The sequence below is a fragment of the Franconibacter helveticus LMG 23732 genome, assembly GCF_000463115.2.
Classification (GTDB): Bacteria; Pseudomonadota; Gammaproteobacteria; order Enterobacterales; family Enterobacteriaceae; genus Franconibacter; species Franconibacter helveticus.
This window is the reverse complement of the sequence record NZ_AWFX01000007.1, coordinates 41118-66784: the sequence shown is the minus strand read 5'-3', so window position 1 is coordinate 66784 and position 25667 is coordinate 41118. Positions and strand designations below refer to the sequence as shown.

The window sequence follows — 25667 nt, the reverse complement described above, 5'->3', positions numbered from 1 at the left end:
GGTAAAGGCGGCCGGGAGCGTTTATGCTTAACGGGCCGGGACCAAGTGGTCCGATCACCTGCAAACCACAAAGATAAGGAATCAAGTATGACCCTGCGCGGAACACTGGCGCTTACCTGCCTGCTGCTGCCTCTGATGGCTTCGGCACACAACTTCGAGAAGAACCAGCGCGTAGCGCCTGTCGGCATCAGCGACCGGGGCGAGCTGCTGTACAGTAATGACAAGTTTAGCTACAAAAACTGGAACAGCGCGCAGCTTTCTGGAAAAGTGCGAGTGGTGCAACATATTGCCGGGCGCGTTTCTGCAAAAGAGAAAAACGCGGCGCTGGTGGAGGCCATCAAAGCGGCAAATCTGCCGCATGACGTTTACCAGACCACCACTATCGTTAATACCGACGACGCCATCCCCGGCTCCGCCATGTTTGTGCGCAGCAGCCTTGAAGATAATAAAAAGCTCTACCCCTGGTCGCAGTTTATTGTCGACAGCAACGGCATAGTGGCCAAAGCCTGGCAGCTGGAGTCAGAAAGCTCGGCGGTCGTGGTGCTGGATAAAGAAGGACGCATTCAGTTTGCGAAAGATGGCGCGCTGACGCAGCAGGAAGTGCAGCAGGTAATGGACCTGCTGCATAAGTTGCTCAGTAAATAGAGACGCGAAAGGCGGGGTTCAGGAAAGATTCGCGCGGCGTATAGTCCAGCGTTTTGCCCTGCCAGTCGTGCACGTGCGCCCCGGCCGCTACCGCTACCGCGTGGCCGGCGGCCGTATCCCAGATATTCGTCGGTCCGAAGCGCGGATAAAGCTGGGCCTGCCCTTCCGCCACCAGGCAAAATTTCAGCGACGAACCGATCGATGTGGTTTGATGCTCGCCCAGCTGTTGCAGGTATTCCTTCAGCTCTTCGTTGTTGCCGTGAGAGCGGCTGATGACCACCAGCGGCGGGCGGGCGTCGCGAATATGAATAGGGTTGCGCACCCCGCACTCTTCTTTCCACGCCTTGCCTTCCGCGGCGCTGTACATCACGTTCAGCACTGGTGCGTACACCACGCCAAGCACTGGCTTACCGTTTTCAATCAGCGCGATATTCACGGTAAACTCGCCGTTGCGCTTGAGAAACTCTTTGGTGCCGTCAAGCGGGTCTACCAGCCAGTAGCGCTGCCAGCGCTGACGAACCTCCCAGCCTGGCGGATCTTCTTCAGAAAGCAGCGGGATGTCCGGCGTTAGCGCCTGAAGCCCGTCGGCGATAATTTTATGCGCGGCAATGTCCGCCGCCGTCACCGGGGAATCATCGGATTTACTGGTGGCCTCAAGCGGCTTTTTCCCTTCGTAGACGTCCATGATGGCGCTCCCCGCTTCGCGCGCCAGTTGGCAAATTTTCTCTAACATCGTCCACCTCTTTTGTGTCGCGACAGTGCATCTGCGCAGATTAACACATTGTTTTATCGATATGATTTTTATATCACACGATGCAGTTTGCGCTATCTGTGAAGCGTTCCCCGGTTCCGGGCATTTTTTTCTGTCAGGATTCACACTTTTGTAAGCAACAGAAGATAGATACATAAACTTTTGTGGCTCTGCTCTTAAAAAAGGACCTGCATGATGATTAAGTTTAGTGCAACGCTGCTCGCCACGCTGGTTGCCGCCAGCGCTCACGCCGCCACGGTGGAGTTACGCATTCTGGAAACCACCGATCTGCACAGCAACATGATGGACTTCGACTACTACAAAGACGCGCCGACTGAAAAGTTCGGGCTGGTGCGTACCGCAAGCCTTATCAGCGCTGCGCGCGCAGAAGCGGCCAACAGCGTGCTGGTGGATAACGGCGACCTTATTCAGGGCAGCCCGCTTGGCGATTACATGGCGGCGAAGGGGCTGAACAAAGGCGATGTGCATCCGGTTTATAAGGCGCTGAATACGCTGAACTACGCCGTCGGCAACCTGGGCAACCACGAATTTAACTACGGGCTGGATTATTTGCATAAGGCGCTGGCGGGGGCGAAGTTCCCCTACGTTAACGCCAATATTATCGATGCAAAAACCCATAAGCCGCTCTTCACGCCCTATCTTATCCAGAAGACTGAAGTTAAAGATAAAGAAGGCAAAGCCCACACGCTGAAGATTGGCTATATCGGCTTTGTGCCGCCGCAAATCATGACCTGGGATAAAGCTAACCTGAGCGGCAAAGTCACGGTGAATGACATTACCGAAACGGCGCGCCAGTATGTGCCGGAAATGCGCGCGAAAGGCGCCGATCTGGTGGTTGTGGTGGCGCATTCCGGCCTCGCCGCCGAACCTTATAAAGCGATGGCGGAAAACTCGGTCTACTACTTAAGCCAGGTGCCGGGCGTAGACGCCATTCTGTTCGGCCACGCGCACGCTGTCTTTCCGGGCAAAGATTTCGCCGCGATTAAAGGCGCCGACATAGAAAAAGGCACGCTCAACGGCGTGCCTGCGGTCATGCCGGGCATGTGGGGCGATCACCTGGGCGTGGTGGATTTAACGCTTAACAACGACGGCGGCAAATGGCAGGTTACGCAGGGCAAAGCGCAGGCGCGGCCTGTTTACGACGCGGCGGCGAAGAAGTCGCTGGCGGCGGAAGACGCAAACCTGGTGAAGGTGCTGAAGGCGGACCATGACGCCACGCGGGAATTTGTCAGCCAGCCCATCGGGAAATCCGCCGATAACATGTACAGCTACCTTTCGCTGGTGCAGGACGACCCAACGGTGCAGGTGGTCAACAACGCCCAGCTCGCTTACGTAAAACACTTTATTCAGGGCGACCCAAACCTGGCGGATTTACCGGTGCTCTCCGCCGCTGCGCCGTTTAAAGCGGGCGGGCGCAAGAACGACCCGGCAAGCTTCGTCGAAGTGGAAAAAGGCCAACTGACCTTCCGTAATGCCGCCGATCTTTACCTCTATCCCAATACGCTGGTGGTGGTGAAAGCGACGGGCGCGGAAGTGAAAGAGTGGCTGGAGTGTTCCGCCGGGCAGTTTAACCAGATTGACGTCAACAGCACGAAACCGCAGCCGCTTATCAACTGGGATGGATTTCGTACCTATAACTTCGACGTGATTGATGGCGTGAAGTATCAGATAGACGTGACGCAACCCGCCAGATACGACGGCGAATGCCAGCTTATGAACAAAGGCGCGGAGCGTATTAAAGATCTCACCTTCAACGGCAAACCCATCGACCCCAACGCAACGTTCCTTGTCGCCACCAACAACTACCGCGCCTACGGCGGCAAGTTTGCGGGAACGGGCGACAGCCACATCGCCTTCGCCTCGCCGGATGAAAACCGCGCGGTGCTGGCGGCGTGGATCAGCGCGGAAACCAAACGCGCAGGCGAAATTCACCCGGCGGCGGACAACAACTGGCGGCTCGCGCCCATTCACAGCGCTAACAAGCCCGACATCCGCTTTGAAACCTCGCCTTCAGAAAAAGCGGCTGCCTTTATCAACGAGAAAGCGCAGTATCCCATGCGGCACGTGGGCAGCGATGATATTGGCTTCGCGCTTTATCAGCTTGATTTAACCGCGCATTAATCTGTACTGGCGTCCTGCTCCGTAGGGCGGGACGCCATCACCTGCGGCAGATTCAGCTCTATCCAGTCGGCCAGCGCCGCCACCTTTTCACTCACTTCCAGCCCAAGCGGCGTCAGGCTGTATTCCACATGCGGCGGTACGACCGGAAACGACTTACGGTTAACGAAGCCGTCGCTCTCCAGCCATTGCAGCGTCTGCGCCAGCATCTTCTCGCTTACGCCGCCCACTTTACGCCGCAGGTCGCTGAAGCGGTGGGTGCCTTCACGAAGCGCCACAAGGATAAGCACGCCCCAACGGCTGGTGACATGTTTAAGCACGTCGCGCGAAGGGCACTGCTCGGCGAAAAGATTGCCGCTGCGCATCTGGTCGCTCAGGCTTGCAGGAAGCGTCGTTTTTTTCATACTTACCTTTTTGTACGTACTTACTAAAAGTTAGTTTGGGTGATAGTGTGCCACAACAGTCACTCAACATGAAGGAATAAACCATGATTGCCATTACCGGCGCTACCGGCCAGCTTGGTCATCTTGTTATCGACGCTTTACTGAAAACCGTGGCGGCAGAACAGATTGTCGCCATCGCGCGCGACCCGGCGAAAGCGGCCGACCTTACGGCAAAAGGAGTACAGGTGAGGCGAGCCGATTACGGCGACGCCACGGCGCTGACCGCAGCGCTCTCTGGCGTGAAAAAATTGCTGCTGATCTCCTCAAGCGAAGTGGGGCAGCGCACGGCGCAGCACCGCAATGTTATCGAGGCGGCAAAAGCGGCGGGCGTCGGCTTCATCGCTTATACCAGCCTGCTGCACGCCGACCGCTCGCCGCTGGGTCTGGCGCAAGAGCATGTCGCTACCGAGCGTATGCTCACGGAGTCGGGTATTCCGTTCGCGCTGCTGCGTAACGGCTGGTATACCGAGAACTATCTGGCGAGCGTGCCGCCCGCGCTGGAGCACGGCGTATTTATCGGCAGCGCCGGAGACGGGAAAATTGCCTCGGCAACCCGTGCGGACTACGCCGAAGCGGCCGCCCGCGTGCTGACGCTGGATAACCAGGCAGGCAACGTTTATGAGCTGGCGGGCGACGAGGCCTGGACGCTTGCCGATCTGAGCGCGCTGTTAAGCCAGCAGAGCGGCAAACCGGTGGTTTACCAGAACCTGAGCGAAGCGGATTTCAAAGCCGCGCTGCTGGGCGCCGGCCTGCCGGAGCCGCTTGCCGCGCTGCTTGCCAACTCGGATGCGGGCGCATCGAAAGGCGGGCTTTTTGACGACAGCCGCCAGCTCAGCGCGCTGATTGGCCGCCCTGCCACTCCCCTTGCCGAAAGCGTGCGCGATCTGCTTGCGGCTAACTAATTCAGAAAGTTAATTCTGGCAGGCTGCGCGCTTTCAGCCTGCCGTATACAATGCGCGCTCTCATTGATGATTCAAGCCTGTGGCTTATAAAAGGAACGTTTCATGAAGGCACGCCTTATCGCTTTTTCTCTGCTGCTTGGCAGCTCCGCCGCCTGGTCGATGAGCTGCGAAAACCCGCGCAGCGCCTACGACATAACCTACTGCGCCGCGCTGGAAATGGTGCAAAGCGATCGTGATTTAAACCAGCAGTACAAAAACACGATGGATGCGCTGACGCCTGCGCAAAAACCCATTGTGAAAAAAGCGCAGATTGCCTGGCTCAAAACCCGCGATCAGGCGTGTGCGGAAGGCTCCACCCTGCTGCTGGGCTGCGTAAATGAAAAAATGGCCTCCCGTATTGCATTGCTGAAAAGCATTGAGCGCGAATGCCGCAACGCAGGCTGCGACAACGCTAATCTCTCCCGCGTTGAGTAACCGAAACGTTAAATAAACGTTAATAACGGTGGCGCCTTTGCGGCTTGTTCTTATAATGAAGCCTCACCCTTAGCGGAGGGCCACCGTGCAAGGCGTACCTGAACATTTTCCCGATGAAAAAGACCGCGCCCGCTTCCGGCAACTGCCGCAACTGCCGGGCGTTGAGCTTTATCACGCCCATATCGCCCGCTACGCCTTTGAACCGCATACCCATGAAGCCTTCGGTATCGGCACCGTTGAGCTTGGCGCGGAGCGGTTTCGCTATCGCGGCGCGCAGCACGTAGCGGCGGTAAATTCGCTTGTCACCATGAACCCGGATGAACTGCATACCGGCGAGGCGGCAACCGAAGAGGGCTGGCGTTACCGGATGATTTATCTGGAGCCGCAGCTTATTGAACAGCTCACCGGCGAGAAAAACTGGTGGTTTGGCGAGGTCGAGCGCCATGATCCGCAGCGCTCTCGCCAGGTCGGACAGCTTATCCATCAGCTCTGGGCGCAGCCGGACCCGCTCGCCTGGCAAGGGCTGCTGCTTGAGCTTATCGACGCTTTTCGCCCCTATGCCCGGCATGCGCCGCCCGGCGCGCCGCAGGGGCAGCAACGCTTTGATCGGGTGCGCGACTATCTGCACGATAACTATATGCAGCCATTAACGCTGGACGCGCTGGCGGACGTGGCGGCGCTGAGCCCGTATCATTTCCAGCGCCAGTTCCGGGCGCGCTTTTCCGTCACGCCCCATCAAATGTTGATGGCCATTCGCCTGTGGCGCGCCAAGCAGTTCCTTGCGCTGGGCATGCCAGCGGCAGAAGTCGCGGCGGCGACCGGCCTTGTCGATCAGTCACACCTCACCCGCACGTTTACCCGCCGCTACGGCATTACGCCGGTGCGCTACCAGAAACAGGTGGCGCGCTGAGACGCGCTTCCCCGCTATACTTCAGGCACATCTTTGGGCGGGGAGCAGATATGGAACAGGCGGAAAGCTGGCGCTGGCTGAATGCGCCGCAGCAGTGGTCGCTACATAACGGCGTGTTGCAGGCAACCACCAGCCAGGAAACTGACTTCTGGCAAAACACCTGGTATGGCTTTCAGCGCCACTCCGGCCATGTCTATGGCGTGGAGGTGAGCGGCGACTTCACTTTTCAACTGCGCGTCGAAGGCGATTTCACCACGCTGTACGACCAGGCCGGGCTGATGTTGCTTATCGACGAACAGCGCTGGCTTAAGGCGGGTATTGAATATAACGACGATGCGCCGATGATAGGCAGCGTGCTGACAAACCTGCATTCCGACTGGGCTACCGGCATTTTCCCGGCGCGGCAAAACCATTTCTGGTTGCGCCTGACCCACCTGAAAGGGGCGCTGCGGTTGCAATATTCCGCCGATGGCCAGACCTGGCCGTTGCTGCGCCTGTGCCCTTTCCCTGAAGCGGCGCGTTATTTTGTCGGCGCGATGTGCTGCTCCCCGCAACGCGGCGGGTTAAACGTCACCTTCAGCGAGATGCGGCTCAGCGAACCGCTGCAAAAAGCGCTGCACGATCTCAGCTGAGAATGCGCAATTTCATACAATACGCCAGCCTGGCCCTTTCCTATGCTGAAAGGCAGTGGAAAAAAGCGAGGTTTCGATGTTAACAGGCGTAGTGTATGCCCTCGTGGCGGGGCTTTTCTGGGGATTGATTTTTGTCGGGCCGCTTATCGTGCCGGAATACCCGGCGGCGCTGCAATCAATGGGACGCTATCTGGCGCTCGGGCTGATTGCGCTGCCTGTCGCCTGGCTTGGGCGCAGGCGGCTGAAGCAACTCTCCCGCCAGGACTGGCTAACGGCTCTGGCGCTGACCATGATGGGCAACCTGATTTATTACGTCTGTCTTGCAAGCGCTATCCAGCGCACCGGCGCGCCGGTTTCAACGATGATAATCGGCACGCTGCCGGTGGTGATCCCGGTTTTCGCCAACCTGCTTTACAGCCAGCGTGACGGAAAACTGCCATGGCGGCGTATGGCGCCTGCGCTCATTTGCACCGCTTTTGGCCTGGTCTTTGTCAATATTGCCGAACTGAACCGCGGCCTGCCCGATTTTAGCCTCTGGCGTTACCTTAGCGGCATTATGCTGGCGCTGGTTTCCGTAGGCTGCTGGGCGTGGTATGCGCTGCGTAACGCGCGCTGGCTGCGCGAAAACCCCGACAAGCATCCGATGATGTGGGCCACGGCTCAGGCGCTGGTTACGCTGCCGGTGTCGCTGGCGGGTTATGTCGGCGCCTGCTTCTGGCTGAATGCGGCCCAGCCTGACTTCACGTTGCCTTTCGGGCCGCGTCCGGGGATTTTTATCATCCTGATGGTGGCTATTGCGGTGTGCTGCTCGTGGATTGGCGCGCTTTGCTGGAACCAGGCGAGCCAGCGTCTGCCGACGGTGATCCTCGGGCCGCTGATTGTTTTTGAAACGCTGGCCGGGCTGCTCTATACCTTCCTGCTGCGACAAAGCATGCCGCCGCTGATCACGCTGGCGGGCATCGCGCTGCTGTCAGGCGGCGTCATCATGGCTGTGCGGGCGCGACCGGAAAAGCCTTCGCTTGCGCCAGCCGCCGCCGGGGAAAATAAACGCGCCGCATAAAGCGGCGCGTTATCATCAGAAGGTTTCCCAGTTACTGTCAGCCGGGCCTGCCGGCCTGGCTTTCAACACGGGCGCCGCAAGCGGCGTTTTGAGCGCGGTTTTCATTTCGCCTGTTGCTGCTGCCTGACGGCGTAATTTAAACACGGCGACCGCTTCGTTAAGACGCGCCGCCTGCTCTTCAAGCGCCGCCGCTGCCGCTGCGGACTCTTCCACCAGCGAGGCGTTCTGCTGAGTCACCTTGTCCATTTCCGCCACCGCCTGGCCGACCTGGTCGATGCCGCGGCTCTGCTCATCAGAAGCCGAGGCGATTTCGCCCATGATATCGGTTACGCGCGTTACTGCGCCGACGATTTCCTTCATGGTATCGCCCGCTTCGCGCACCAGCGTGCTGCCTGCGTCAACGCGGTTGCCGGAGTTTTCGATAAGCGCTTTGATCTCTTTCGCCGCCTGCGCGCTACGTTGCGCCAGCGTGCGCACTTCGCCCGCCACGACCGCGAAACCGCGCCCCTGCTCGCCTGCGCGCGCCGCTTCTACCGCTGCGTTCAACGCCAGGATATTGGTCTGAAAAGCGATACCGTCGATGACATTCGTGATCTGCGCGATCTGGCCGGAACTCGCCGCGATCTCATCCATGGTTTTCACCACGCTGCTGACCACGTTGCCGCCCTTCTGCGCGGTTTCCGAGGCGCTGCGCGCCAGTTGAGTTGCCTGACGCGCGTTATCGGCGTTTTGCTTCACCGTCGCCGTGAGTTGTTCCATGCTGGCGGCGGTCTCTTCCAGCGAGGCGGCCTGTTGCTCGGTGCGCGAAGAGAGATCGTTGCTGCCCGCGGAAATTTCGCCTGCGCCGGTAAAGATAGTGTCGGTGCTGTCGCGCACGGCGCTGACGGTGTTGATCAGCGCCTGCTGCATGTCGTGCAGATTACGGGCCAGCAGCGCCATTTCGTTTTTGCCGTGCGCGTCGATAGTTTGCGTCAGGTCGCCCGCGGCGATAGTGCGGATATGGCCCATAACATCATGCAGGGGCATTAACAGCACCCGGCGCATCGCCATCCAGCTTGCGACAATCACCGCTATCACCACCACCATGATGGCGGTAAGCACCCAAAGAATACGTTTGTAATCTTTTTCGTTGTCTTTAACGCCTGCGCTGGCGAGCTGCGCCTGGGCCGCACGCCACTCGCGATACACCTTCTGCATAGCGACCTGTTTCTGCTCGGCGTTCTGTTTGAACATCTCCTCCAGGTTGCCCTGAGCAAGGAAAGTGTTCATGCGCGCAAGCGTGGCGTGATAAATGCCGTAGTGTTCTTCGAGATTATCAACGAGATGCTCGTCCATCCCCGGTGTTTCCGGCAGCGCATAATATTTATCGTAATGGCTTTGCGCCTCTGCCAGCAGTTTATTGGCCGTCTTTACCAGCTCGTTGAGCTGACCGCCGTTGATCTGGTTCGCCATGCTGCTTTGCAGACGCAGCATGCCGCGGTTAAGGGTAACGCGCGTCTGGTTGAGGCTAATCCAGGCGTCGGTAAACTCCGCCACGTTCTGGCTGGAGATCTGAGACACAGAGAAATTTTCTTTGTCGTTATTAAGCGCGCTGATAAAGATGCCCGCAGAAATGAGCTGCATCGCCCCCAGAACGACCAGAACGGTAATCAAAAGGGTTATAACTTTTATACGTTTAAACATGAATTGCCTTATTGCAGGTGTTGTCAGACGTGTATCTATCGGCAGGCAAAGCCGGTTATTTAATAACCCTCCAGCCGTTCACCTCTGCAAACTGCTTTTTCTTTATGCCAATCAGCAGGTTAAATGCAGAAAATATTTGTGACGCATGTCTCATTTTAATCCCCCACCTCTAAGGGGTTATAGCCTCGCCTGAAAGATGTATTTAAAATGCAACTTATATTCCTGTTGATGAGGTAACGTTTATGGCCTTCCGCGACCAGCCCCTTGGTGAGTTAGCACTTACTATCCCACGCGCTTCCGCCTTGTTCCGTAAATACGAACTCGACTTTTGCTGCGGCGGCAAGCAGACCCTGCTACGCGCCGCGACCCGGCAGAATCTGGATCTGGAGCGCATCGAGGCGGAGCTTGCTTCGCTTTCAGAAACGCCGCTGGAGAAAGCGTGGCATAGCGCGCCGCTGGCGGAAATCATCGACCACATCATCGTGCGCTACCACGACCGGCACCGCGAACAGCTGCCGGAGCTGATTTTGCAGGCCACCAAAGTCGAGCGCGTTCATGCCGACAAGCCTGGCGTACCGAAAGGTCTCGCCAAATACCTGACCATGCTGCACGAAGAACTTTCCAGCCACATGATGAAAGAAGAGCGCGTGCTGTTTCCGATGATTAAACAGGGCATGGGCAGCCATGCGGCGGGGCCGGTCAGCGTCATGGAAAGCGAGCATGACGAGGCGGGCGAACTGCTGGAAGTTATCAAACATACCACCAATAACGTGACGCCGCCGCCGGAAGCCTGCACGACCTGGCGCGCCATGTATAACGGCATTAACGACCTGATTGATGACCTGATGAACCACATCAGCCTGGAAAATAACGTTCTCTTCCCGCGTGCCCTCGCAGGCGAAAAATAAAAAAGGCGCCCATCGAGCGCCTCTTCGTTTGACCCTTCGGGCCCGATACGTGGGCCCTTTTTTTATTTGCGGAAGTTCGCCAGACGTTTCTTGCCGATAAATAACCAGCAGACGCCCAGCACCACAAACCACAGCGGCGTAACCAGCAGCGCCTGACGGGTATCGTCTTCCAGCGTCAGCAATGCGATAACGAAGACGAAGAACGCCATGCAGACCCAGCACATCAGTTTACCGAGCGGCATTTTGTAGAGGGATTTCTCATGCAGTTGCGGGCGCTGTTTGCGATAAACCAGGTACGAGCAAAGGATGATAGTCCAGACGAACATAAAGAGGATCGCCGATACGGTGGTGATCATAGTAAAGGCGGTAATCACGTTCGGATTAATGTAGAGCATAACCACGCCGCCCAGCAGGCAGATGCAGGAGAAGGTCAGCCCTTTTGCCGGCACCGCGCGCTTAGAGAGCTTAGCGAACGCCTTCGGCGCCGCGCCATCCTGCGCCAGGCCGTAAAGCATACGGCTGGTGGAGAAGACGCCGCTGTTTGCTGAAGAAGCCGCGGAAGTCAGCACCACGAAGTTAATCAGGCTCGCCGCCGCAGGCAGCCCCACCAGCACAAACAGCTCAACGAACGGACTCTTCGTCGGCACGACCGAGCTCCACGGGGTCACTGACATGATAATAATCAGCGCGAACACATAGAACATGATGATGCGAATCGGAATGGAGTTAATGGCGCGCGGCAGCGATTTCTCCGGATCTTTGGTTTCCGCCGCCGTGGTGCCGACCAGTTCAATCCCCACAAAGGCAAACACCGCAATCTGGAAGCCGGCAAAGAAACCGCTCAGCCCTTTCGGGAACCAGCCGCCCTCATTCCACAAATGCGTGAACGAGGCTTCAACGCCAGTCGGCGATTTAAAATGCATCAGCACCATCACCAGACCCACGACGATAAGCCCGACGATAGCGACGATTTTTATCATCGCGAACCAGAACTCCATCTCGCCGAACATTTTTACGGTGGCGAGGTTCAGGCTTAGCAGCAGCACCACCACGGCAAGCGAGGCGACCCAGTCCGACAGGCCGGGGAACCAGAACTGGGCGTAGGCGGTTATCGCCACCACGTCCGCCATGCCGGTGACCACCCAGCAGAACCAGTAAGTCCAGCCGGTAAAATAGCCCGCCCAGGGGCCAAGCAAATCGGCGGCGAAATCGCTGAACGATTTATATTCAAGATTGGAAAGCAGCAGCTCGCCCATCGCACGCATAACAAAGAAGAGCATAAAGCCGATGATCATATAAACGAAGATGATCGACGGCCCCGCGAGGCTGATGGTTTTGCCAGAACCCATAAACAACCCGGTGCCGATGGCGCCGCCGATGGCAATGAGCTGAATATGGCGGTTAGTGAGATTGCGCCGTAGCGACTGCTCCTCCGGAGCGGCCGTCGTCCCGGCGACTTTAACCTGATCTACCATGTTTATTTCCTGTACCTGTTGTGTTGTTCAGGCTCTGCTGGCCTCTATATACGCGTTGAAGAGACGATGTCTTTCGCAAAACATCATCGATATTAGGTAAGAACCGGAAGGTTGAATACTGGGTTTTAAATGCAATGTTAAATATATGTTTAAAATGAGTGTCAAATCACTTTCAAGCCGCGAAACGCATCACAAAAATGCCATGCTTATTTACCTGGCCAGAATAATCGCGCGTTTTTCTGTCTTGCTATAAACAAAACCCCCGCCGAAGCGGGGGTTGTGGTTTCCTTTACAGGATTTCCAGCAATTCCACTTCGAATATCAGCGTGCTGAACGGCGGAATGGAAGCACCCGCGCCGCGCTCGCCGTAGGCGAGGTTATACGGGATAGCCAGCTCCCACTTCGAACCGACCGGCATCAGGGTCAGCGCTTCAATCCAGCCGGCGATAACGCCGCTTACCGGGAATTCTGCCGGCTCGCCGCGCGCGACGGAGCTGTCGAACACGGTGCCGTCGATAAGCTTGCCGGTATAGTGCACGCGAACGTGATCTTTACGGGACGGGATCGGACCTTCGCCCTGGGTGATAACGCGGAATTGCAGACCGGATTCGGTGCTGTTCACGCCTTCACGCTGGCGGTTCTCTTCCAGATACTTTTCGCCTTCCACTGCCAGCGCTTTCTGGCGCTCGCGACGCACCGCATCGGCGCGTTCATGAATTTCACGCAGCGCGCGGTGCACTACGTCTACCGGCACGACAGGCTGATTCCCTTCCAGCGCGTCACGCAGGCCCGCCAGCAGCGCTTCCGGCATCAGCCCTTCCAGGCCAGATTCACGCAGTTGCTGACCAACTTGCAGACCAATACCGTAACTTGCTTGCGACTCGATGGTGTCAAAAGAAGGGGTCGTCATGGTTTTTCCTTTCATGAAGTGAAAAAATTCCGCGCAGCATAGCAGCCCAGCCACTCAGGGTAAAACTTTCCGTCGGAAAGATGACAAATTACAGAGAAACAGAAACAATAGCGCCCGGACGTCTGCATTACGACGCTGAAATCACGAAAGATGACATTGCCACAGGCATCAAGCAGTTAGGCAACTATACTGGATACACTTGCGCAGGCGACAGCGCGATGAGCAAAACGGGAGGAAAGCATGCCTGGACGATTCGCCTTTAAACCCACCCTGGCGCGGATTTGGCACGCACCGGACCGGCTGCGGATTATGGATCCTCTGCCGCCTTTGCATCGCCGCGGCATTATTCTCGCCGCCGTGGTGATTATTATCTGCTTTCTCTGGCCATCGCCGCAGGAAACCGCAACCCCGGTAACACGCGACGCCGAGCTTGATATTCGCTCCTCGTCTCAGGCGCCGATGCAGGCGGAGCTGGTTAATCCGCCCGCCAGCGCGCCGCAAAACCAGCCCGTGGAACCGCAGCCGGTGCAGGAGCCTGCGCCTGCCGGTAACCAGGCGGAACAGCCCTTCCAGGCCAATAACAGCGATATCGATCAGCAATGGCGCAGCTACCGCGTGGAGTCAGGCAAAACCCTGGCGCAGCTTTTTCGCGACCATAACCTCCCGGCTACCGACATTTACGCCATGGCGAAGGTTGAGGGCGAAGGCAAACCGCTGAGCAATCTGCAAACCGGCCAGATGGTGCAGGTACGCCAGAATGCCAGCGGCGTGGTGACGGCGCTGACCATTGATGTGTCTGAGAACCAGCAAGTGTTGTTTACCCGGCAGCCGGACGGCAGCTTTATTCGCGTGCGGTAATGCGTAAAAGCCGGGCGATCCTGCCCGGCCCTTCTTTTAAGCGTTTCTTTTATTTACCCACCAGATCCCCGAACAGACCAGCACCAGCGCGATGGCGTATTTAATGTCGAAGATATTTTCGCCGAGGAAAATGGCGGAGAGCACCGTTCCCGCAATCGGCACCACAAAGTTGAACGGCGCTATCATGCTGACGCGGTTGTGCTTGAGTAACACGCTCCATAAAGCGAACGCGACAGACGAAAGCAGCGTCAGATACCCCAGCACCAGAGCCGCTTTCAGGCTATGCAGTTCCAGCGTGCCGCCTGTCAGATAGCCGCCCGCCACCAGCACGCCGCCGCCGAATGCCAGCTGCCAGCCCGTCATGACCGTCGGATCGACGGTCTGTGAAATTCGCTTACCGTAAAGCGTGGCCGCTGAAAGGATAAATGCCGCCAGCACCACGAAACCATCGCCCGTCCAGACAAAAGTAAAATCCACCAGCGAATGGTTGAAGTTCACCAGCATGACGCCTGCGAACCCAAGAATGCAGCCCAGCGTTTTGTTATAGCTCAGCCTGTCGTTCTGGTAGATAAAATGCGCCAGCAACACGCTGAAGAAGGTGCCGGTGGCGTTCATGATCGACCCTTTCACGCCAGTGGTGAAAGCCAGTCCTATGTAGAAAAAGAGATACTGAATAGAGGTTTGCGTCAGGCCCAGCAGAGCAAGCTGACCGTACTGATGCGAGCTAAGCCTGGCGATGGGTTTGCGCTGCGCCAGCGCGAAAAGCAGTAACAACAGCCCGGCAAACAGGAAGCGATAGCCTGCGAACACCACCTTAGAAGGGATATCGTCAGTGGCTATTTGAAAAAGTTCGTATCCGCTTTTAATAGCGGGATAAGAGCTGCCCCACAGCAGACAACAGAGCGTGGCGCCAGCATAAGCAACATTTTTACGGGCAAAGAGCGGGGCCTGAAGCGCGGTTTCCATGGCACATCCCAAAGATAAAATTGCGTTTCATTTTATTATTAAGGAATGCGCAAAAAATAGCTACCATACCAGAGCCAAAGCGGGAGGCAGATCCGTTAGCCGGGAAATAAAAAGCAAAACGCCGGCGCAAGGCCGGCGTCTTTACGTAATGGCGAATAAAAACTTATTCAGCGACTACGTTTACAGTCAGTTTAGCGAATACTTCGCTGTGAACCTGGAAGTCCACTTCGTGCTCGCCAGTGGTACGCAGAACGCCGTTCGGCAGACGAACTTCGCTCTTAGCCACTTCAACGCCAGCTGCGGTTACAGCGTCAGCGATGTCGCGGGTACCAATGGAACCGAACAGTTTACCTTCGTCGCCAGATTTGGACGCGATGGTAACAGAGCCCAGCGCGTTGATTTTCTCAGCGCGAGCTTCAGCAGCCGCCAGAACGTCAGCCAGTTTAGCTTCCAGTTCAGCACGACGTGCTTCGAAGAACTCAACGTTTTTCTTGGTTGCCGGCACAGCTTTGCCCTGCGGAACCAGGAAGTTACGAGCGTAGCCCGCTTTAACGTTTACCTGGTCGCCCAGGCTGCCCAGGTTTGCTACTTTATCAAGCAGAATAACTTGCATTACCTTATCCTCTCAAAGTCGTATTAATGGACCGTGACCGATTACTGATGACGATCAGTGTACGGCAGCAGGGACAGGTAGCGAGCGCGTTTGATAGCGCGAGCCAGCTGACGCTGGTACTTTGCACGGGTACCGGTGATACGGCTCGGGACAATCTTACCGCTTTCGGTGATGTAGTTTTTCAGCGTAGCGATATCTTTATAGTCGATCTCTTGAACGCCTTCCGCGGTGAAACGGCAGAACTTGCGACGACGGAAATAACGTGCCATTTGGCTAGTCTCCAGAATCTATCAATTCAATCTGCTCGGCATGCAACACCATTTTACTCAGGCCATTTCGCGCCTTGTGGCAGCTGATGAAGCCATGAACGGTAATGTGCGTGCCGACCGTTATACTGTGAGTAACGGCCTGGTTCTCGTGCCCGCTAATAATAACTGGCATTTGACACCACGCCTGCCGGTGTAAACCGGCTTCCTCCTGCACGGAACGGTGCTCAAGCACGAACTGGCAGTGAGGAATTCCTGATGGGCTGACCTTTCGAAGGGGTGCCCTGCACACGGTGCCGGACAACACCAGACGGTTGGCCATCAGTAATTACTCTTCAGAATCCCCAGCATCAGCATCATCTGCGGTTTCGTTAGCGAAATCTTCACGACGCTCACGGCGCTCGTCTTTCGCTTTAACCATCGGAGATGCTTCAGTCACGGCGTGTTTGGTACGCATAACCATGCTGCGGATAACGGCATCGTTGAAGCGGAAGTTAGTTTCCAGCTCATCGATAACTTCCTGCGGCGCTTCAACGTTCAGCAGAACGTAGTGAGCTTTGTGCAGTTTGTTGATCGGGTAAGCCAGCTGACGGCGGCCCCAGTCTTCCAGACGGTGGATCTTGCCTTCTGCACCAGTGATAGCACCAGTGTAACGCTCGATCATGCCCGGAACCTGTTCGCTCTGGTCAGGATGGACCATAAAAACGATTTCGTAATGACGCATCGAATTGCTCCTTACGGATTATTCAGCCTCCTGTCTGGGTCAGCCGCGGCCCGGGGAGGCAAGGAACGTGTTAAAGGGCGGCTGAAAAATTGACGCGTCATTCTACTTGCGCCCCTTCGTAAACTCAAGGCAATCGCGCAATTAATTGCCCGCGCTGGTTAACGCGTGTCCAACGTGCTGATTTCGCTCCTTTAATCTTCATTCGCCGCTGTTTTTTGTTGGAGTTGTTCAAAAATGGTCACTTTTTAAACGCCAAAGTAGCATTACACTTTTTGTAAGGGTCATTAAACAAAGGAGGAATAAACCAAACGTAATTAATGAGCTGTAGTGGAGCGTACTTATGAAAACCTTCACATTCATTCTGCTGGCTGCGCTTATTCCTGCCGCAAGCGCAACCGCAGCGATAGAAGTCCAGGGGCCGATGGCCCGAAATATGGATGACGTGCACAGCCTGGGCGTTATTTATATCAACCATAACCGCGCTGCTGGCGACGAGACTGCGCAACGTGCATTTAACGAAGCAGAGTTGATAAAAGCAGAGGCGGCAGCGCCCGTTGAGCCGTGATCAGGCAGCTAATTTATAACGATGCCAAAACGGTATGGTTCGCTTTCCACCAGGATAACCACAACGAAATAGCCATAAACCTTTTGCCCCCGCTCCGGGGGCTTTTTCCTGGTTTACAGATGCTGTAAGAAAAAACCTGTGGCGGACTCCAGCGCCAGCGGCGTGATGCGATGTTTTACTCCCGCCTCCCATACGCAGGTGAGGTTTTTATTCAGCCCCTCGCGCGCCAGCGCATGCTGCAAACGGAAGCTTTCAACCGCAGGCACAACGTCATCTTCCTCGCCATGCCACAAAAAGAGCGGCCTGTTAGAGAGGTTCGCCAGTTGCTGGCTGGCCTCATAGTCCGCGAGGGACGCCAGCACGCCGGCGCTATTTTCCGCAGGCGGGAAAAGCGTTTTTGAAAGCGACCCGTAATAAGCGGAGCCCATCAACGAGGCGACGCAACGCACCTCAGGGTAACGCGCCATAATGCCCAGCGCCGTCATGCCGCCCATAGAGGCGCCGCCTACCGCCAGTCGTCCATCTGCCACCAGATCTTCAGCAAACAGGGCATCCCGCAACGCCGGATACTCCGTTAAATTGCCGTGAAGGATGGGCCAGAAACGCTGAATGCGGCCTGCCGCATCGCCAGTAAAACGCGCGCCGTGCTCCGGCGCATCGGGCATGATCACCCGAAAACCTGCCTGCGCCAGCGCCACAGCAAAGTAGCTGTAAACCGTTTTTGATGATGCAAAGCCATGATAAAACACTACGGTGGGAAGAGGATGACGCCCTTTTCCGGCAGGAGTGGCATGAAGCACTTCGCCTGCGCCCAACCTTTCTGATGTGATTTCAATCATCATAAATTCATCCCTTTCATACTATAAAAGCGCTTATGGACGTTTTTTGTTCTGTAAAGCCGGCCAGTCAATCAGGCAACGGTGTGAGATATACATTACGCTTTTGACACGGGCGCCGACAAAAAGCGCGCCAGAGATAACAGAACGGGAAGCTGCCACACGCTTTCCGTTTGTCCCCAACTACACTAAGGCTATCAGGTTAAAGAGATGGTGATGCAACGAATCGTACCCCTTTTGCTGATTTTTACGCTGAGCGCGTGCAGCGCACTACAGGGCACGCCGCAACCTGCGCCGCCGGTTACGGACCAGCCGCAGGAAATTCAGCGTAACCAGACTCAGGGGCTGGTAAAAATCGGCACAGTTACCTCGCTTGAGCGTGGTTCGCCTGACGACAGCCTGCGGGAATTACGCGAAAAAGCGGCGGCGGCGAAAGCGGATTATTATCAGGTGCTGGTTAACGACGAAACCGTGGTGCCGGGCCGCTGGTATGGCCAGGCCATTTTGTTTCGTAAAGGCCCCTAATCAACAGTAATTAAGCAAATTTACACTGCCTTGCGTACGTTGATCGTTACTTGTGCACAATTATCTCCTGGTAAGCCTGAAGGATCAGGACCCGAACGCGAAGGAATGCCCTGCCCGGACAGGGTAATGTGAGGAGACGATAATGAAACAATCGCTTGCTTTGACTTCCCTGCTGCTCTCGGTAGGGCTTATCACCACCTCCGCCCAGTCGGCGGAAAACGCCAGCGCCGATCGCGTTACCGGCCTGAGTGAAATCGGCACCATTTCCGTGAGCGAAGTCGTCGGCAGCCCGCAGGATGTCGAACGCCTTATTGCCTGGAAAGCCGATGAGCAAGGCGCTTCTTATTATCGCATCGTGCAGATGCACGAAACCCTGCGCGCCGACAGCTGGCAGGCGCAGGCCATTATTTATGCCTGATGGGGAATATCTCGTCATTTATTGACGATTTTTTCCTCACGCAATGATCTGAATCATTATTCGCAGAAATAAATAGTTACATTTGATTAATAAATATTAACCGCGCGCTGCCGTTGAACGAGCCACCCCCTTACCAATAACAGGCTCGTTTATGACACTTTTTTTTCGCCGTTGGGGGCTTGGCGCGAAGCTCTCATTGCTGACCGGTCTTGCCGTTGCCCTGCTTTTTCTTCTCTTTACGCTCGCTTTAAGCCATAAAGCCAGCCAACAGCTGGAAGCGCTGGCTACTGAAGATTTGCATAATCAGACAACCAGCGTGGTAGATATGGTGCAGATGTTCGACAGCAGCTTAAATGCCGAAGTGGCGAGCTACACCACGCTGTTCAACAGTTTTCTGCCGCAGCCCCTTACGCGTGACGCCAGCCAGCCGCAAACCATTAACGGCATCAGCGTGCCGATGCTGAAAGGCGCGGACGTTTCGCTGCATGAAAACAACGCCCTGCCCGATGACTTTCTGGCGCGCACCGGAGCCATCGCCACGCTGTTTGTTCGCAGCGGCGATGATTTTGTGCGCGTAGCCACCTCGCTTCGTAAAGAAAATGGCGAGCGCGCTATCGGCACGCAACTCGATCGCGAAAGCCCCGCCTTCGCTAACGCTCGCCGCGGCGAGGTTTACCGTGGTCTGGCCTCGCTTTTCGGCAAGCGCTACATCACGCAGTACCAGCCGGTAAAAGATGCCACAGGCGACGTTATCGCGATTCTGTTTGTCGGCGTGGATATCACTGACTCCTGGCAAGTGATGCGTGAAAAGATCCTTAACCGCCGCCTGGGCGACAGTGGCCATTTCTATGTGCTGAACGGCGCGGCCGGTAAAAACTACGGCCAGTTCCTCTTTCACAGCAAACAGGAGGGCCAGCTGCCGCAGTGGCCGCAAGCCATCCAGCAAACGCTGTTAAAAGAGGAAACAGGCACGCTGGAGCGCACAAACGCTCAGGGCCGTAAAGTGATTATGAGCTTCACCCATCTGCCCGGCTGGAACTGGGTTATCGTTGGCGAAGCGGATAAAGCGGTGCTGCTGGCAAGCGTAACGACGCTGCGTAATCAGTTCCTGGCTGCCGGCATCGTCATCTCTCTGCTTTTTGCCGCCGCCTTTGTCTGGATGACCCGCCGCCTGTTGACCGCGCCGCTGCGCGAAGCAATAGCGCTGGCGCAGCAGTATGCTGCGGGCGATCTGCGTTCCGCTATTCAGACCAGGCGTCATGATGAGGTCGGCCAGCTGATTCAGGCGCTGAACGGCATTGGCAACGGGCTTCAGGAGATAGTCAGCAAAGTGCGCGACGCCGCGGGCGATATCCGTCAGGGCACCACCACGCTTGCTGCCGACAGCGAAGAGATCAGCGAGCAAATCAACAAGCAGGCAAGCAGTGTGGAAGAGACTTCCGCCAGCATGGAACAGCTCGCCGCCACCGTACAGCAAAACGCGGCAAACATGGCGCAGACGCAAAGCCTGGTGAAAGAAGCCTCGCACGCGGTGCATGAAGGCGGCGAGACCGTCGGTAATGCCGTTGTGACTATGGAAGCGATTCGCGTCGCGTCGCAGCGCATCGCCGATATCACGCAGGTTATTGAGTCGATTGCTTTCCAGACCAATATTCTGGCGTTAAACGCCGCCGTTGAAGCCGCGCGCGCAGGCGAACATGGCAAAGGCTTTGCAGTGGTGGCGCAGGAAGTGCGGGCGCTGGCGGCGCGCAGCGCCAACGCGGTAAAAGAAATTGATGAGCTTATCAGCGACACGCTCGGCAAAGTGAGCGAAGGCCACCAGCTTTCTGAACAGACGCGCCAGGCAATGGAAACCATCATTGGCCGCATTGATCAGATTAACCAGCTGGTGACCGAGATAAACCACGCTTCACACGAGCAGTCTGCGGGTATTGGCCAGGTGAACATCGCGATGGCGCAGATTGGCGAAGCGACGCACATCAATGCCGGGCGAGTCTCCCGCAGCGAACAGACGGCGCAGTCGCTACGGGAAAAAGGCCATCACCTTAACGAGCTGGTGAGCCTCTTTCATCTCAAGGGGTAATTACCCCGCCCCGCCCGTGGCGCGCAGCAGCACATCGCTCAATACCTGTTCAGAGAGCACGTTGCCGCCACGGACATCCAGCGCCATCTGGCACCAGGCCTCCGCTATCGGCGGCGTCAGATGGCGCAAAACCTGCGCGCCAGCGGCAAGCGCGTAAAGCTGCCCGGTCAACAGCCTGCCGGCCGCCTCCTGCGGCTTGCGCAACTGCTGCTGAAGCTGTCGCCAGGCGCGATCAAAGTGGCGGTTTTGTCCTTTCACCTCATCAAATTCCGCATGCAGCATCTCAAGCGCCCCCGGATGGCGTGCAAGCACGCGCAGTACATCAAGGCACATGATATTGCCGGAGCCTTCCCAGATACTGTTGACCGGCATTTCGCGGTAAAGTCGCGGCAGCTCGTTTTCTTCGCAGTAGCCGATGCCGCCCAGCGCCTCCATCGCCTCGGCGACAAACGGAATGCCGCCTTTGCAAACGGCGTATTTCGCCGCAGGGGTAAAGAGACGGCAGTAAGCCGTTTCGCGCTCATCGCCGCGCTTTTCCCACGCCCCCGCCAGGCGGAACAGCAACGCCGTTTGTCCTTCAAGCCGCAGCGCCATGCGCCCTAAAACCTGGCGCATTAACGGTTGCTCGATGAGGTTTTTGCCGAATGCCTGCCGCTGATGCGCATGATAAAGCGCGACTGAAAGCGCACGGCGCATCAGGCCATGGCTGCCGAGCGCGCAGTCAAAGCGCGTCAGCCCGCCCATTTTCAGGATCTGCCTTACGCCTTCCCCCTCTTCGCCCACCAGCCAGCCTGTGGCGTCAAAAAACTCCGCTTCGCTGCTGGCGTTGGAGCGGTTGCCGAGCTTCTCTTTTAACCGCTCAAGGCGCACCGCGTTGCGCTGCCCGTCCGGCAAGAGACGGGGCACGAAAAAGCAGGAGAGCCCGCCTTTCGCCTGCGCCAGTACCAGGTGAGCATCGCTTTGCGGCACTGAGAAGAACCACTTATGCCCTACCAGCCGGTAAGCCTCTTCAGGCCCGCGGCGCGCCAGCGGCTCTGCACGGGTGGTATTGCTGAGCACATCCGAACCGCCTTGTTTCTCCGTCATGCCCATGCCAATCAGCAGGCCGCGCTTCTGCGCGCCGGGCTGCAAATGGGAGTCATAACGGTCGCTTAACAGCGGTTTTAGCCAGTCGCGAAACGGCGCAGGCAGCGCGGTTTTCAGTAAAGGCGTGGCGGCGAAGGTCATGGTGATGGGGCACAGCGTGCCTGCTTCTACCTGGGCATGCAGCACGAAACGCGCGGCGCGGGCGACAAACGCGCCCTGGCGCGCCTCTTCTGTCCAGGGAAGGTTGTGTACCCGGTTAGTGCACAAGCCTTGCATCAGCAGGTGCCAGGCGGGGTGAAAGCGTACATCGTCCAGCCGCGCGCCGCTGGCGTCGTAGCGCAGCAGTTCCGGCGGGTTAGCATTCGCCAGCCGTCCCAGCTCAAGCGATTCCGCTGTGCCGAGCTGCTGGCCGATACTGGCGAGCAGCCCGGCGTCCCAGCCTGCGCCTTCGCGGTTTACCGCCTCGCGCAGAGCGGCGTCGGATAAAAAGAGGTTGCTGTTATTTAAGGGAATGGGTTGATTAAAAACAGTGTGCGTTTGCCACGACATGCGCTCTCCCTCCGTTATGGGCACCGCCACTCATTATGGCAGCGGCGGGAAGGCGCGCATGGAATGCGGTCACAAAAGCGCGGTTAACCCGCGATATAGTGCGGTACAAACCTCGAGGTATCTTTGGTTATCAGGGTACTGTCTTCGCGAATGCCCATCCCCACGGCTTCATCATCCACCACCCAACTGCCAATGAGGGTATAACTGTCGCCAAAGCGCGGCAGCGGCTGGAAAGCCTGCCAGATAACCGGCTCCGCGCCGTAGACGCCGCCCTGCTGGTCAAGCACGCGATGCTGGCCGTCGAAAATCGTGACGTTTCCGCCCTCGCGGGAAAAGAGCGGCTTACGCACATAGCTTTCGCCCGGCGCGACTATCGCCGCTTCGCCATCAAACCAGGCGGGCAGCAGATTAGGATGTCCAGGGAAAAAGCGCCACAGCAGCGGCAAAAGCCCTTTGTTGCTCAGGATGCTTTTCCAGAGCGGTTCAATCCAGCGCTCGTGCCGCTTGCGCAGTAATGGCCCGTTTTCGTCGCGCATCATCCATTCCAGCGGGTAGAGCTTAAACGCCTGACGAATCACGTTATCCTGCAAATCTGTCAACAGCCCGCCTACGCCAAGCCCCAGATCTTCCATGTAGATAAAACGGGTATTAAGCCCCGCCTGCACCGCGCAATCCTCCAGATAAAGCACCGTGCCGCGATCTTCTTCGGTTTCTTTACAGCAGCAAAAATAGAGCGGGTCTGCGCTTTTCAGCTCGGCGAACCGGGCGATAAGCTTTTCCTGGATGGCGTTGTATTGATCGGCATTGCGGGGAATGAAACGATGCGCGCGCGCCTCCTCAAGCCACAGCCACTGAAAGTAAGCTGACTCATAAAGCGACGTAGGCGTATCGGCATTGTATTCCAGCAGCTTTACCGGGCCTTTTCCGCACCAGACAAAATCCATACGGCCATAGAGCGAGGGGTCGTTTTCCTGCCAGCTGCGGGCAATGGCATCCCAGTACAGTTCCGGGATGGCCAGCTGTTCCAGCATAGCCTCGTTACGCAGCGCGCGGTCAACCACATCAAGACACATGGCGTGCAGTTCGTTGGTGGGCTTTTCAATCTGCTCTTCGATTTGCTTAAGCGTGAAGCGATAGGCGCGGCTTTCGTCCCAGTAAATTTCATTATCAATGATATGGAAATTAAAGCCGTGATCGCGCGCAGTGCGCTCAAGCCCCGGGCGCACCGGGACGGCGTGACGCAACATCTAGCCTCCCCAGCGGCCGTGAGCGCCGGAGGAGCCTGCAAAACCGCCGCGCGAAAGCGTTTTAACGCTGCGGGTTGCATAGCCATTCACGCTGGATGTTGAGCGGGAGCGCCAGGCGTAATCGCCTGAGGTATTGCGCCAGACCGGGCGGGAATAATAGAACGAGCTGCCATGATAAGTGCTGGTATGGCTCTCCTGCTCTTCATCCTGTTTCTGCCGTTTCGCCAACAGAAAACCCGCCATAACCGGCATCCATGTTTGTCGCTGCGCATCCCAGATGCAGTTATCGTAACGGTCATAACAGGCAGCCCAGGTTAACGGCAGCGAAGCCTCATTTTCTAAAGCCGTTTTTGAGGCATTCCATGCCTGAGTGCAAACGTCGCGCGGATTGTCGTCCGCGACGCATGACTCGACAGAGTTATAGAAATAGCCGTCGCCATCGTTATCGCTGGCCTTGCCGCCGCTTTTAATTGCGAAAAAGGCCGCGCCGCCCATAATGGCGAGCGTTAAAACTTTCGGCCCTTTACGTTTCTTCGTGTTTTTATAGATATCCAGATCGGCAGAATTCATTACCGGGCTGGGGAGACGGCGTTTTTTTCGCCTCTTCCTTGATGCCGCCATTTTTACCCTTGATTAGCTTTATTCGTTATTGTTTACCAGGTCATGCAGGCTGCGTTGAGAATACCGCCCGCCAGCGACGCCGCGCCCATAAATATCCCGGCCGCTATATTGCCATCCGCAATCTTATTGCTCAGCTTCGGCATATAAACGCGCACGCCAGCGTAGATGATAAGCTGAACGACCAGCGCAATCGCTCCCCAGATGAGATAGTCCAGCAGGCTGACGGAGTTTACCGCCGCGCTGGCCAGCGGAATAACATACCCAAGAATAGCGCCGCTAAAGGCCGCTGCCGCCGAGCTGTTATTTTCTTTAATTAACTGCCATTCGTTGTACGGGGTGATTCGGGTGTAGATAAACATAAAACAGTTAATCATCACCAGCCCGATAAAAAAGTAAGCGCAAAACGCCATCAGTCCATGGAATGTCTGCACGGTCGCTTCTCCCGATCCGGTTAAAAGTAATGGAAGTTAACAGGCCACGCGCCTGTGACGTTTATAGTAGCAGCCTGCGTGGAGCGACTGATTTTCCTGCCAAAACTTTACACTATACGTCTGGAAATTTATCCCCCTGGTTTTTGACGCTGCGGCAAAAAAAAAGCCACCCCGAAAGGTGGCTTTTTTCTTTATTAACTATGCTCAACCGCGCTGGCGCACCGCTTCAAACAGGCAAATCCCCGTCGCTACCGATACGTTCAGAGAAGAGACGCTGCCCGCCATGGGGATGCTGATAAGCTCGTCGCAATGTTCGCGCGTGAGACGGCGCATGCCTTCGCCTTCCGCGCCCATCACCAGCGCCATCGGGCCGGTCATTTTGCTCTGGTAAAGCGTGTGGTCCGCTTCGCCCGCCGTGCCGACGATCCAGACATTCGCCTCCTGCAACTGACGCATAGTGCGCGCCAGGTTGGTGACGCGGATCAGCGGTACGCTTTCCGCCGCGCCGCAGGCCACTTTTTTCGCCGTAGCGTTAAGCTGGGCGGAACGATCTTTCGGTACGATAACCGCATGCACGCCCGCGGCATCCGCGCTGCGCAGGCAGGCGCCGAGGTTATGCGGATCGGTCACGCCATCCAGGATCAACAGAAACGGCTGATCGTACTGGGCGATCAGATCTGGTAGATCGTTTTCCTGATACTGACGTCCTGGCTTCACGCGGGCGATAATGCCCTGATGCACGGCGCCGTCGGCTTTCTCATCAAGAAACTGGCGGCTCGCGACCTGGATCGGCACGCCCTGCGCTTCCAGCGCGTGGATAAGCGGCAACAGGCGCTTGTCTTCGCGTCCCTTGAGAATAAAAACTTCCTGAAAGCGCTCCGGCGCACGCTCAAGCAGCGCCTGAACGGCGTGGATGCCGTAAATCATTTCACTCATGAATAGTACTC

Annotated in this window: 29 protein-coding genes; 13 read left to right on the top strand and 16 right to left on the bottom strand. The window is 56.8% G+C overall.

Features of this window, described 5'->3' with window-relative positions; translation table 11 throughout:
* The first annotated feature begins 87 nt into the window (after positions 1-87).
* Positions 88-645: a YtfJ family protein gene (locus tag DW56_RS02625; protein WP_024551445.1), complete on the top strand. Its 558-nt coding sequence runs from the start codon at positions 88-90 to the stop codon at positions 643-645.
* Here DW56_RS02625 and cysQ read toward each other — a convergent pair.
* Entirely contained in the window at positions 635-1378 is a 744-nt protein-coding gene (cysQ, locus tag DW56_RS02620; RefSeq protein ID WP_024551444.1) for a 3'(2'),5'-bisphosphate nucleotidase CysQ, read from the bottom strand. The genes DW56_RS02625 and cysQ overlap by 11 nt on opposite strands.
* 213 nt (positions 1379-1591) lie before the next feature.
* Between cysQ and DW56_RS02615 the strand changes: the two genes are divergently transcribed.
* Positions 1592-3538 carry a bifunctional 2',3'-cyclic-nucleotide 2'-phosphodiesterase/3'-nucleotidase gene (locus DW56_RS02615; RefSeq protein WP_024551443.1) on the top strand — a complete coding sequence of 649 codons (1947 nt, stop codon included), beginning with the start codon at positions 1592-1594 and terminating at the stop codon, positions 3536-3538.
* Here DW56_RS02615 and DW56_RS02610 read toward each other — a convergent pair.
* A complete protein-coding gene (locus DW56_RS02610) occupies positions 3535-3939 on the bottom strand; it encodes a winged helix-turn-helix transcriptional regulator (protein WP_024551442.1) in 405 nt (134 codons plus the stop codon). The genes DW56_RS02615 and DW56_RS02610 overlap by 4 nt on opposite strands.
* A gap of 83 nt (positions 3940-4022) precedes the next feature.
* On the opposite strand from DW56_RS02610, the gene DW56_RS02605 reads away from it, so the two are divergent.
* The 5 genes from DW56_RS02605 to DW56_RS02585 all read left to right on the top strand — a co-directional run bounded on the left by DW56_RS02605 (position 4023) and on the right by DW56_RS02585 (position 7956).
* The gene (locus DW56_RS02605) at positions 4023-4880 is read left to right on the top strand and encodes an SDR family oxidoreductase (RefSeq protein ID WP_024562011.1); all 858 of its coding nucleotides are present in this window, start codon (positions 4023-4025) and stop codon (positions 4878-4880) included.
* Positions 4881-4982: 102 nt separating this feature from the next.
* On the top strand, positions 4983-5354 hold the full coding sequence (locus DW56_RS02600) for a lysozyme inhibitor LprI family protein (protein WP_024555296.1): 372 nt from the start codon (positions 4983-4985) through the stop codon (positions 5352-5354).
* A gap of 85 nt (positions 5355-5439) precedes the next feature.
* Positions 5440-6264, top strand: a complete 825-nt coding sequence (locus DW56_RS02595) for an AraC family transcriptional regulator (RefSeq protein WP_024555297.1) — start codon at positions 5440-5442, stop codon at positions 6262-6264.
* A 50-nt stretch (positions 6265-6314) separates the two neighbouring features.
* Positions 6315-6896: a DUF1349 domain-containing protein gene (locus DW56_RS02590; RefSeq protein ID WP_024555298.1), complete on the top strand. Its 582-nt coding sequence runs from the start codon at positions 6315-6317 to the stop codon at positions 6894-6896.
* Between the two features lie 76 nt (positions 6897-6972).
* A complete protein-coding gene (locus DW56_RS02585; RefSeq protein ID WP_024562012.1) occupies positions 6973-7956 on the top strand; it encodes a DMT family transporter in 984 nt (327 codons plus the stop codon).
* Between the two features lie 15 nt (positions 7957-7971).
* Here the strand turns inward: DW56_RS02585 and DW56_RS02580 are convergent, their stop codons facing one another.
* Positions 7972-9639 carry a methyl-accepting chemotaxis protein gene (locus DW56_RS02580; RefSeq protein ID WP_024553689.1) on the bottom strand — a complete coding sequence of 556 codons (1668 nt, stop codon included), beginning with the start codon at positions 9637-9639 and terminating at the stop codon, positions 7972-7974.
* Between the two features lie 242 nt (positions 9640-9881).
* On the opposite strand from DW56_RS02580, the gene ytfE reads away from it, so the two are divergent.
* Positions 9882-10547, top strand: coding sequence for an iron-sulfur cluster repair protein YtfE (ytfE, locus tag DW56_RS02575; RefSeq protein WP_024553688.1), 666 nt, complete (start codon positions 9882-9884; stop codon positions 10545-10547).
* 62 nt (positions 10548-10609) lie between these two features.
* Here the strand turns inward: ytfE and cycA are convergent, their stop codons facing one another.
* Both cycA and fklB read right to left on the bottom strand, forming a co-directional pair.
* Positions 10610-12022 (bottom strand): D-serine/D-alanine/glycine transporter, encoded by a 1413-nt coding sequence (gene cycA / locus DW56_RS02570; RefSeq protein WP_024553687.1) that lies wholly within the window; start codon positions 12020-12022, stop codon positions 10610-10612.
* A gap of 289 nt (positions 12023-12311) precedes the next feature.
* Entirely contained in the window at positions 12312-12932 is a 621-nt protein-coding gene (fklB, locus tag DW56_RS02565) for an FKBP-type peptidyl-prolyl cis-trans isomerase (protein ID WP_024562013.1), read from the bottom strand.
* A 240-nt stretch (positions 12933-13172) separates the two neighbouring features.
* Between fklB and DW56_RS02560 the strand changes: the two genes are divergently transcribed.
* Positions 13173-13790, top strand: coding sequence for an OapA family protein (locus tag DW56_RS02560; RefSeq protein ID WP_024554928.1), 618 nt, complete (start codon positions 13173-13175; stop codon positions 13788-13790).
* A gap of 36 nt (positions 13791-13826) precedes the next feature.
* On the opposite strand, the gene DW56_RS02555 is transcribed toward DW56_RS02560, so the two are convergent.
* From DW56_RS02555 to rpsF, 5 genes are all read right to left on the bottom strand, one after another.
* A complete protein-coding gene (locus DW56_RS02555) occupies positions 13827-14756 on the bottom strand; it encodes a DMT family transporter (protein ID WP_024554929.1) in 930 nt (309 codons plus the stop codon).
* A 163-nt stretch (positions 14757-14919) separates the two neighbouring features.
* Positions 14920-15369: a 50S ribosomal protein L9 gene (gene rplI, locus DW56_RS02550; RefSeq protein WP_024554930.1), complete on the bottom strand. Its 450-nt coding sequence runs from the start codon at positions 15367-15369 to the stop codon at positions 14920-14922.
* 41 nt (positions 15370-15410) lie between these two features.
* Entirely contained in the window at positions 15411-15638 is a 228-nt protein-coding gene (rpsR, locus tag DW56_RS02545) for a 30S ribosomal protein S18 (protein ID WP_000135199.1), read from the bottom strand.
* 4 nt (positions 15639-15642) lie between these two features.
* Positions 15643-15957, bottom strand: a complete 315-nt coding sequence (gene priB / locus DW56_RS02540; RefSeq protein WP_024554931.1) for a primosomal replication protein N — start codon at positions 15955-15957, stop codon at positions 15643-15645.
* Positions 15958-15963: 6 nt separating this feature from the next.
* Positions 15964-16359, bottom strand: a complete 396-nt coding sequence (gene rpsF, locus DW56_RS02535) for a 30S ribosomal protein S6 (RefSeq protein WP_024554932.1) — start codon at positions 16357-16359, stop codon at positions 15964-15966.
* A 340-nt stretch (positions 16360-16699) separates the two neighbouring features.
* Between rpsF and DW56_RS02530 the strand changes: the two genes are divergently transcribed.
* Entirely contained in the window at positions 16700-16924 is a 225-nt protein-coding gene (locus DW56_RS02530) for a hypothetical protein (protein ID WP_051179260.1), read from the top strand.
* A 113-nt stretch (positions 16925-17037) separates the two neighbouring features.
* Here the strand turns inward: DW56_RS02530 and yjfP are convergent, their stop codons facing one another.
* Positions 17038-17763 (bottom strand): esterase, encoded by a 726-nt coding sequence (yjfP, locus tag DW56_RS02525; protein WP_024554934.1) that lies wholly within the window; start codon positions 17761-17763, stop codon positions 17038-17040.
* Between the two features lie 207 nt (positions 17764-17970).
* Here yjfP and bsmA point away from each other — a divergent pair, with 207 nt between their 5' ends.
* From bsmA to DW56_RS02510, 3 genes are all read left to right on the top strand, one after another.
* Positions 17971-18285, top strand: a complete 315-nt coding sequence (bsmA, locus tag DW56_RS02520; protein WP_035889406.1) for a biofilm peroxide resistance protein BsmA — start codon at positions 17971-17973, stop codon at positions 18283-18285.
* 142 nt (positions 18286-18427) lie between these two features.
* Entirely contained in the window at positions 18428-18703 is a 276-nt protein-coding gene (locus tag DW56_RS02515) for a YdgH/BhsA/McbA-like domain containing protein (protein WP_024554936.1), read from the top strand.
* Positions 18704-18854: 151 nt separating this feature from the next.
* Positions 18855-20786, top strand: a complete 1932-nt coding sequence (locus DW56_RS02510) for a methyl-accepting chemotaxis protein (protein ID WP_024554937.1) — start codon at positions 18855-18857, stop codon at positions 20784-20786.
* Here DW56_RS02510 and DW56_RS02505 read toward each other — a convergent pair whose 3' ends face one another.
* The 5 genes from DW56_RS02505 to rlmB all read right to left on the bottom strand — a co-directional run bounded on the left by DW56_RS02505 (position 20787) and on the right by rlmB (position 25656).
* Positions 20787-22421: an isovaleryl-CoA dehydrogenase gene (locus DW56_RS02505; protein WP_024562280.1), complete on the bottom strand. Its 1635-nt coding sequence runs from the start codon at positions 22419-22421 to the stop codon at positions 20787-20789.
* An 83-nt stretch (positions 22422-22504) separates the two neighbouring features.
* Positions 22505-23668: a glutathionylspermidine synthase family protein gene (locus DW56_RS02500; protein ID WP_024553303.1), complete on the bottom strand. Its 1164-nt coding sequence runs from the start codon at positions 23666-23668 to the stop codon at positions 22505-22507.
* Positions 23669-24238, bottom strand: a complete 570-nt coding sequence (locus DW56_RS02495) for a DUF1190 domain-containing protein (RefSeq protein ID WP_051179258.1) — start codon at positions 24236-24238, stop codon at positions 23669-23671.
* A gap of 83 nt (positions 24239-24321) precedes the next feature.
* Entirely contained in the window at positions 24322-24699 is a 378-nt protein-coding gene (locus DW56_RS02490; protein ID WP_029697537.1) for a DUF350 domain-containing protein, read from the bottom strand.
* 225 nt (positions 24700-24924) lie between these two features.
* On the bottom strand, positions 24925-25656 hold the full coding sequence (rlmB, locus tag DW56_RS02485) for a 23S rRNA (guanosine(2251)-2'-O)-methyltransferase RlmB (protein ID WP_024553300.1): 732 nt from the start codon (positions 25654-25656) through the stop codon (positions 24925-24927).
* Positions 25657-25667: the final 11 nt, after the last annotated feature.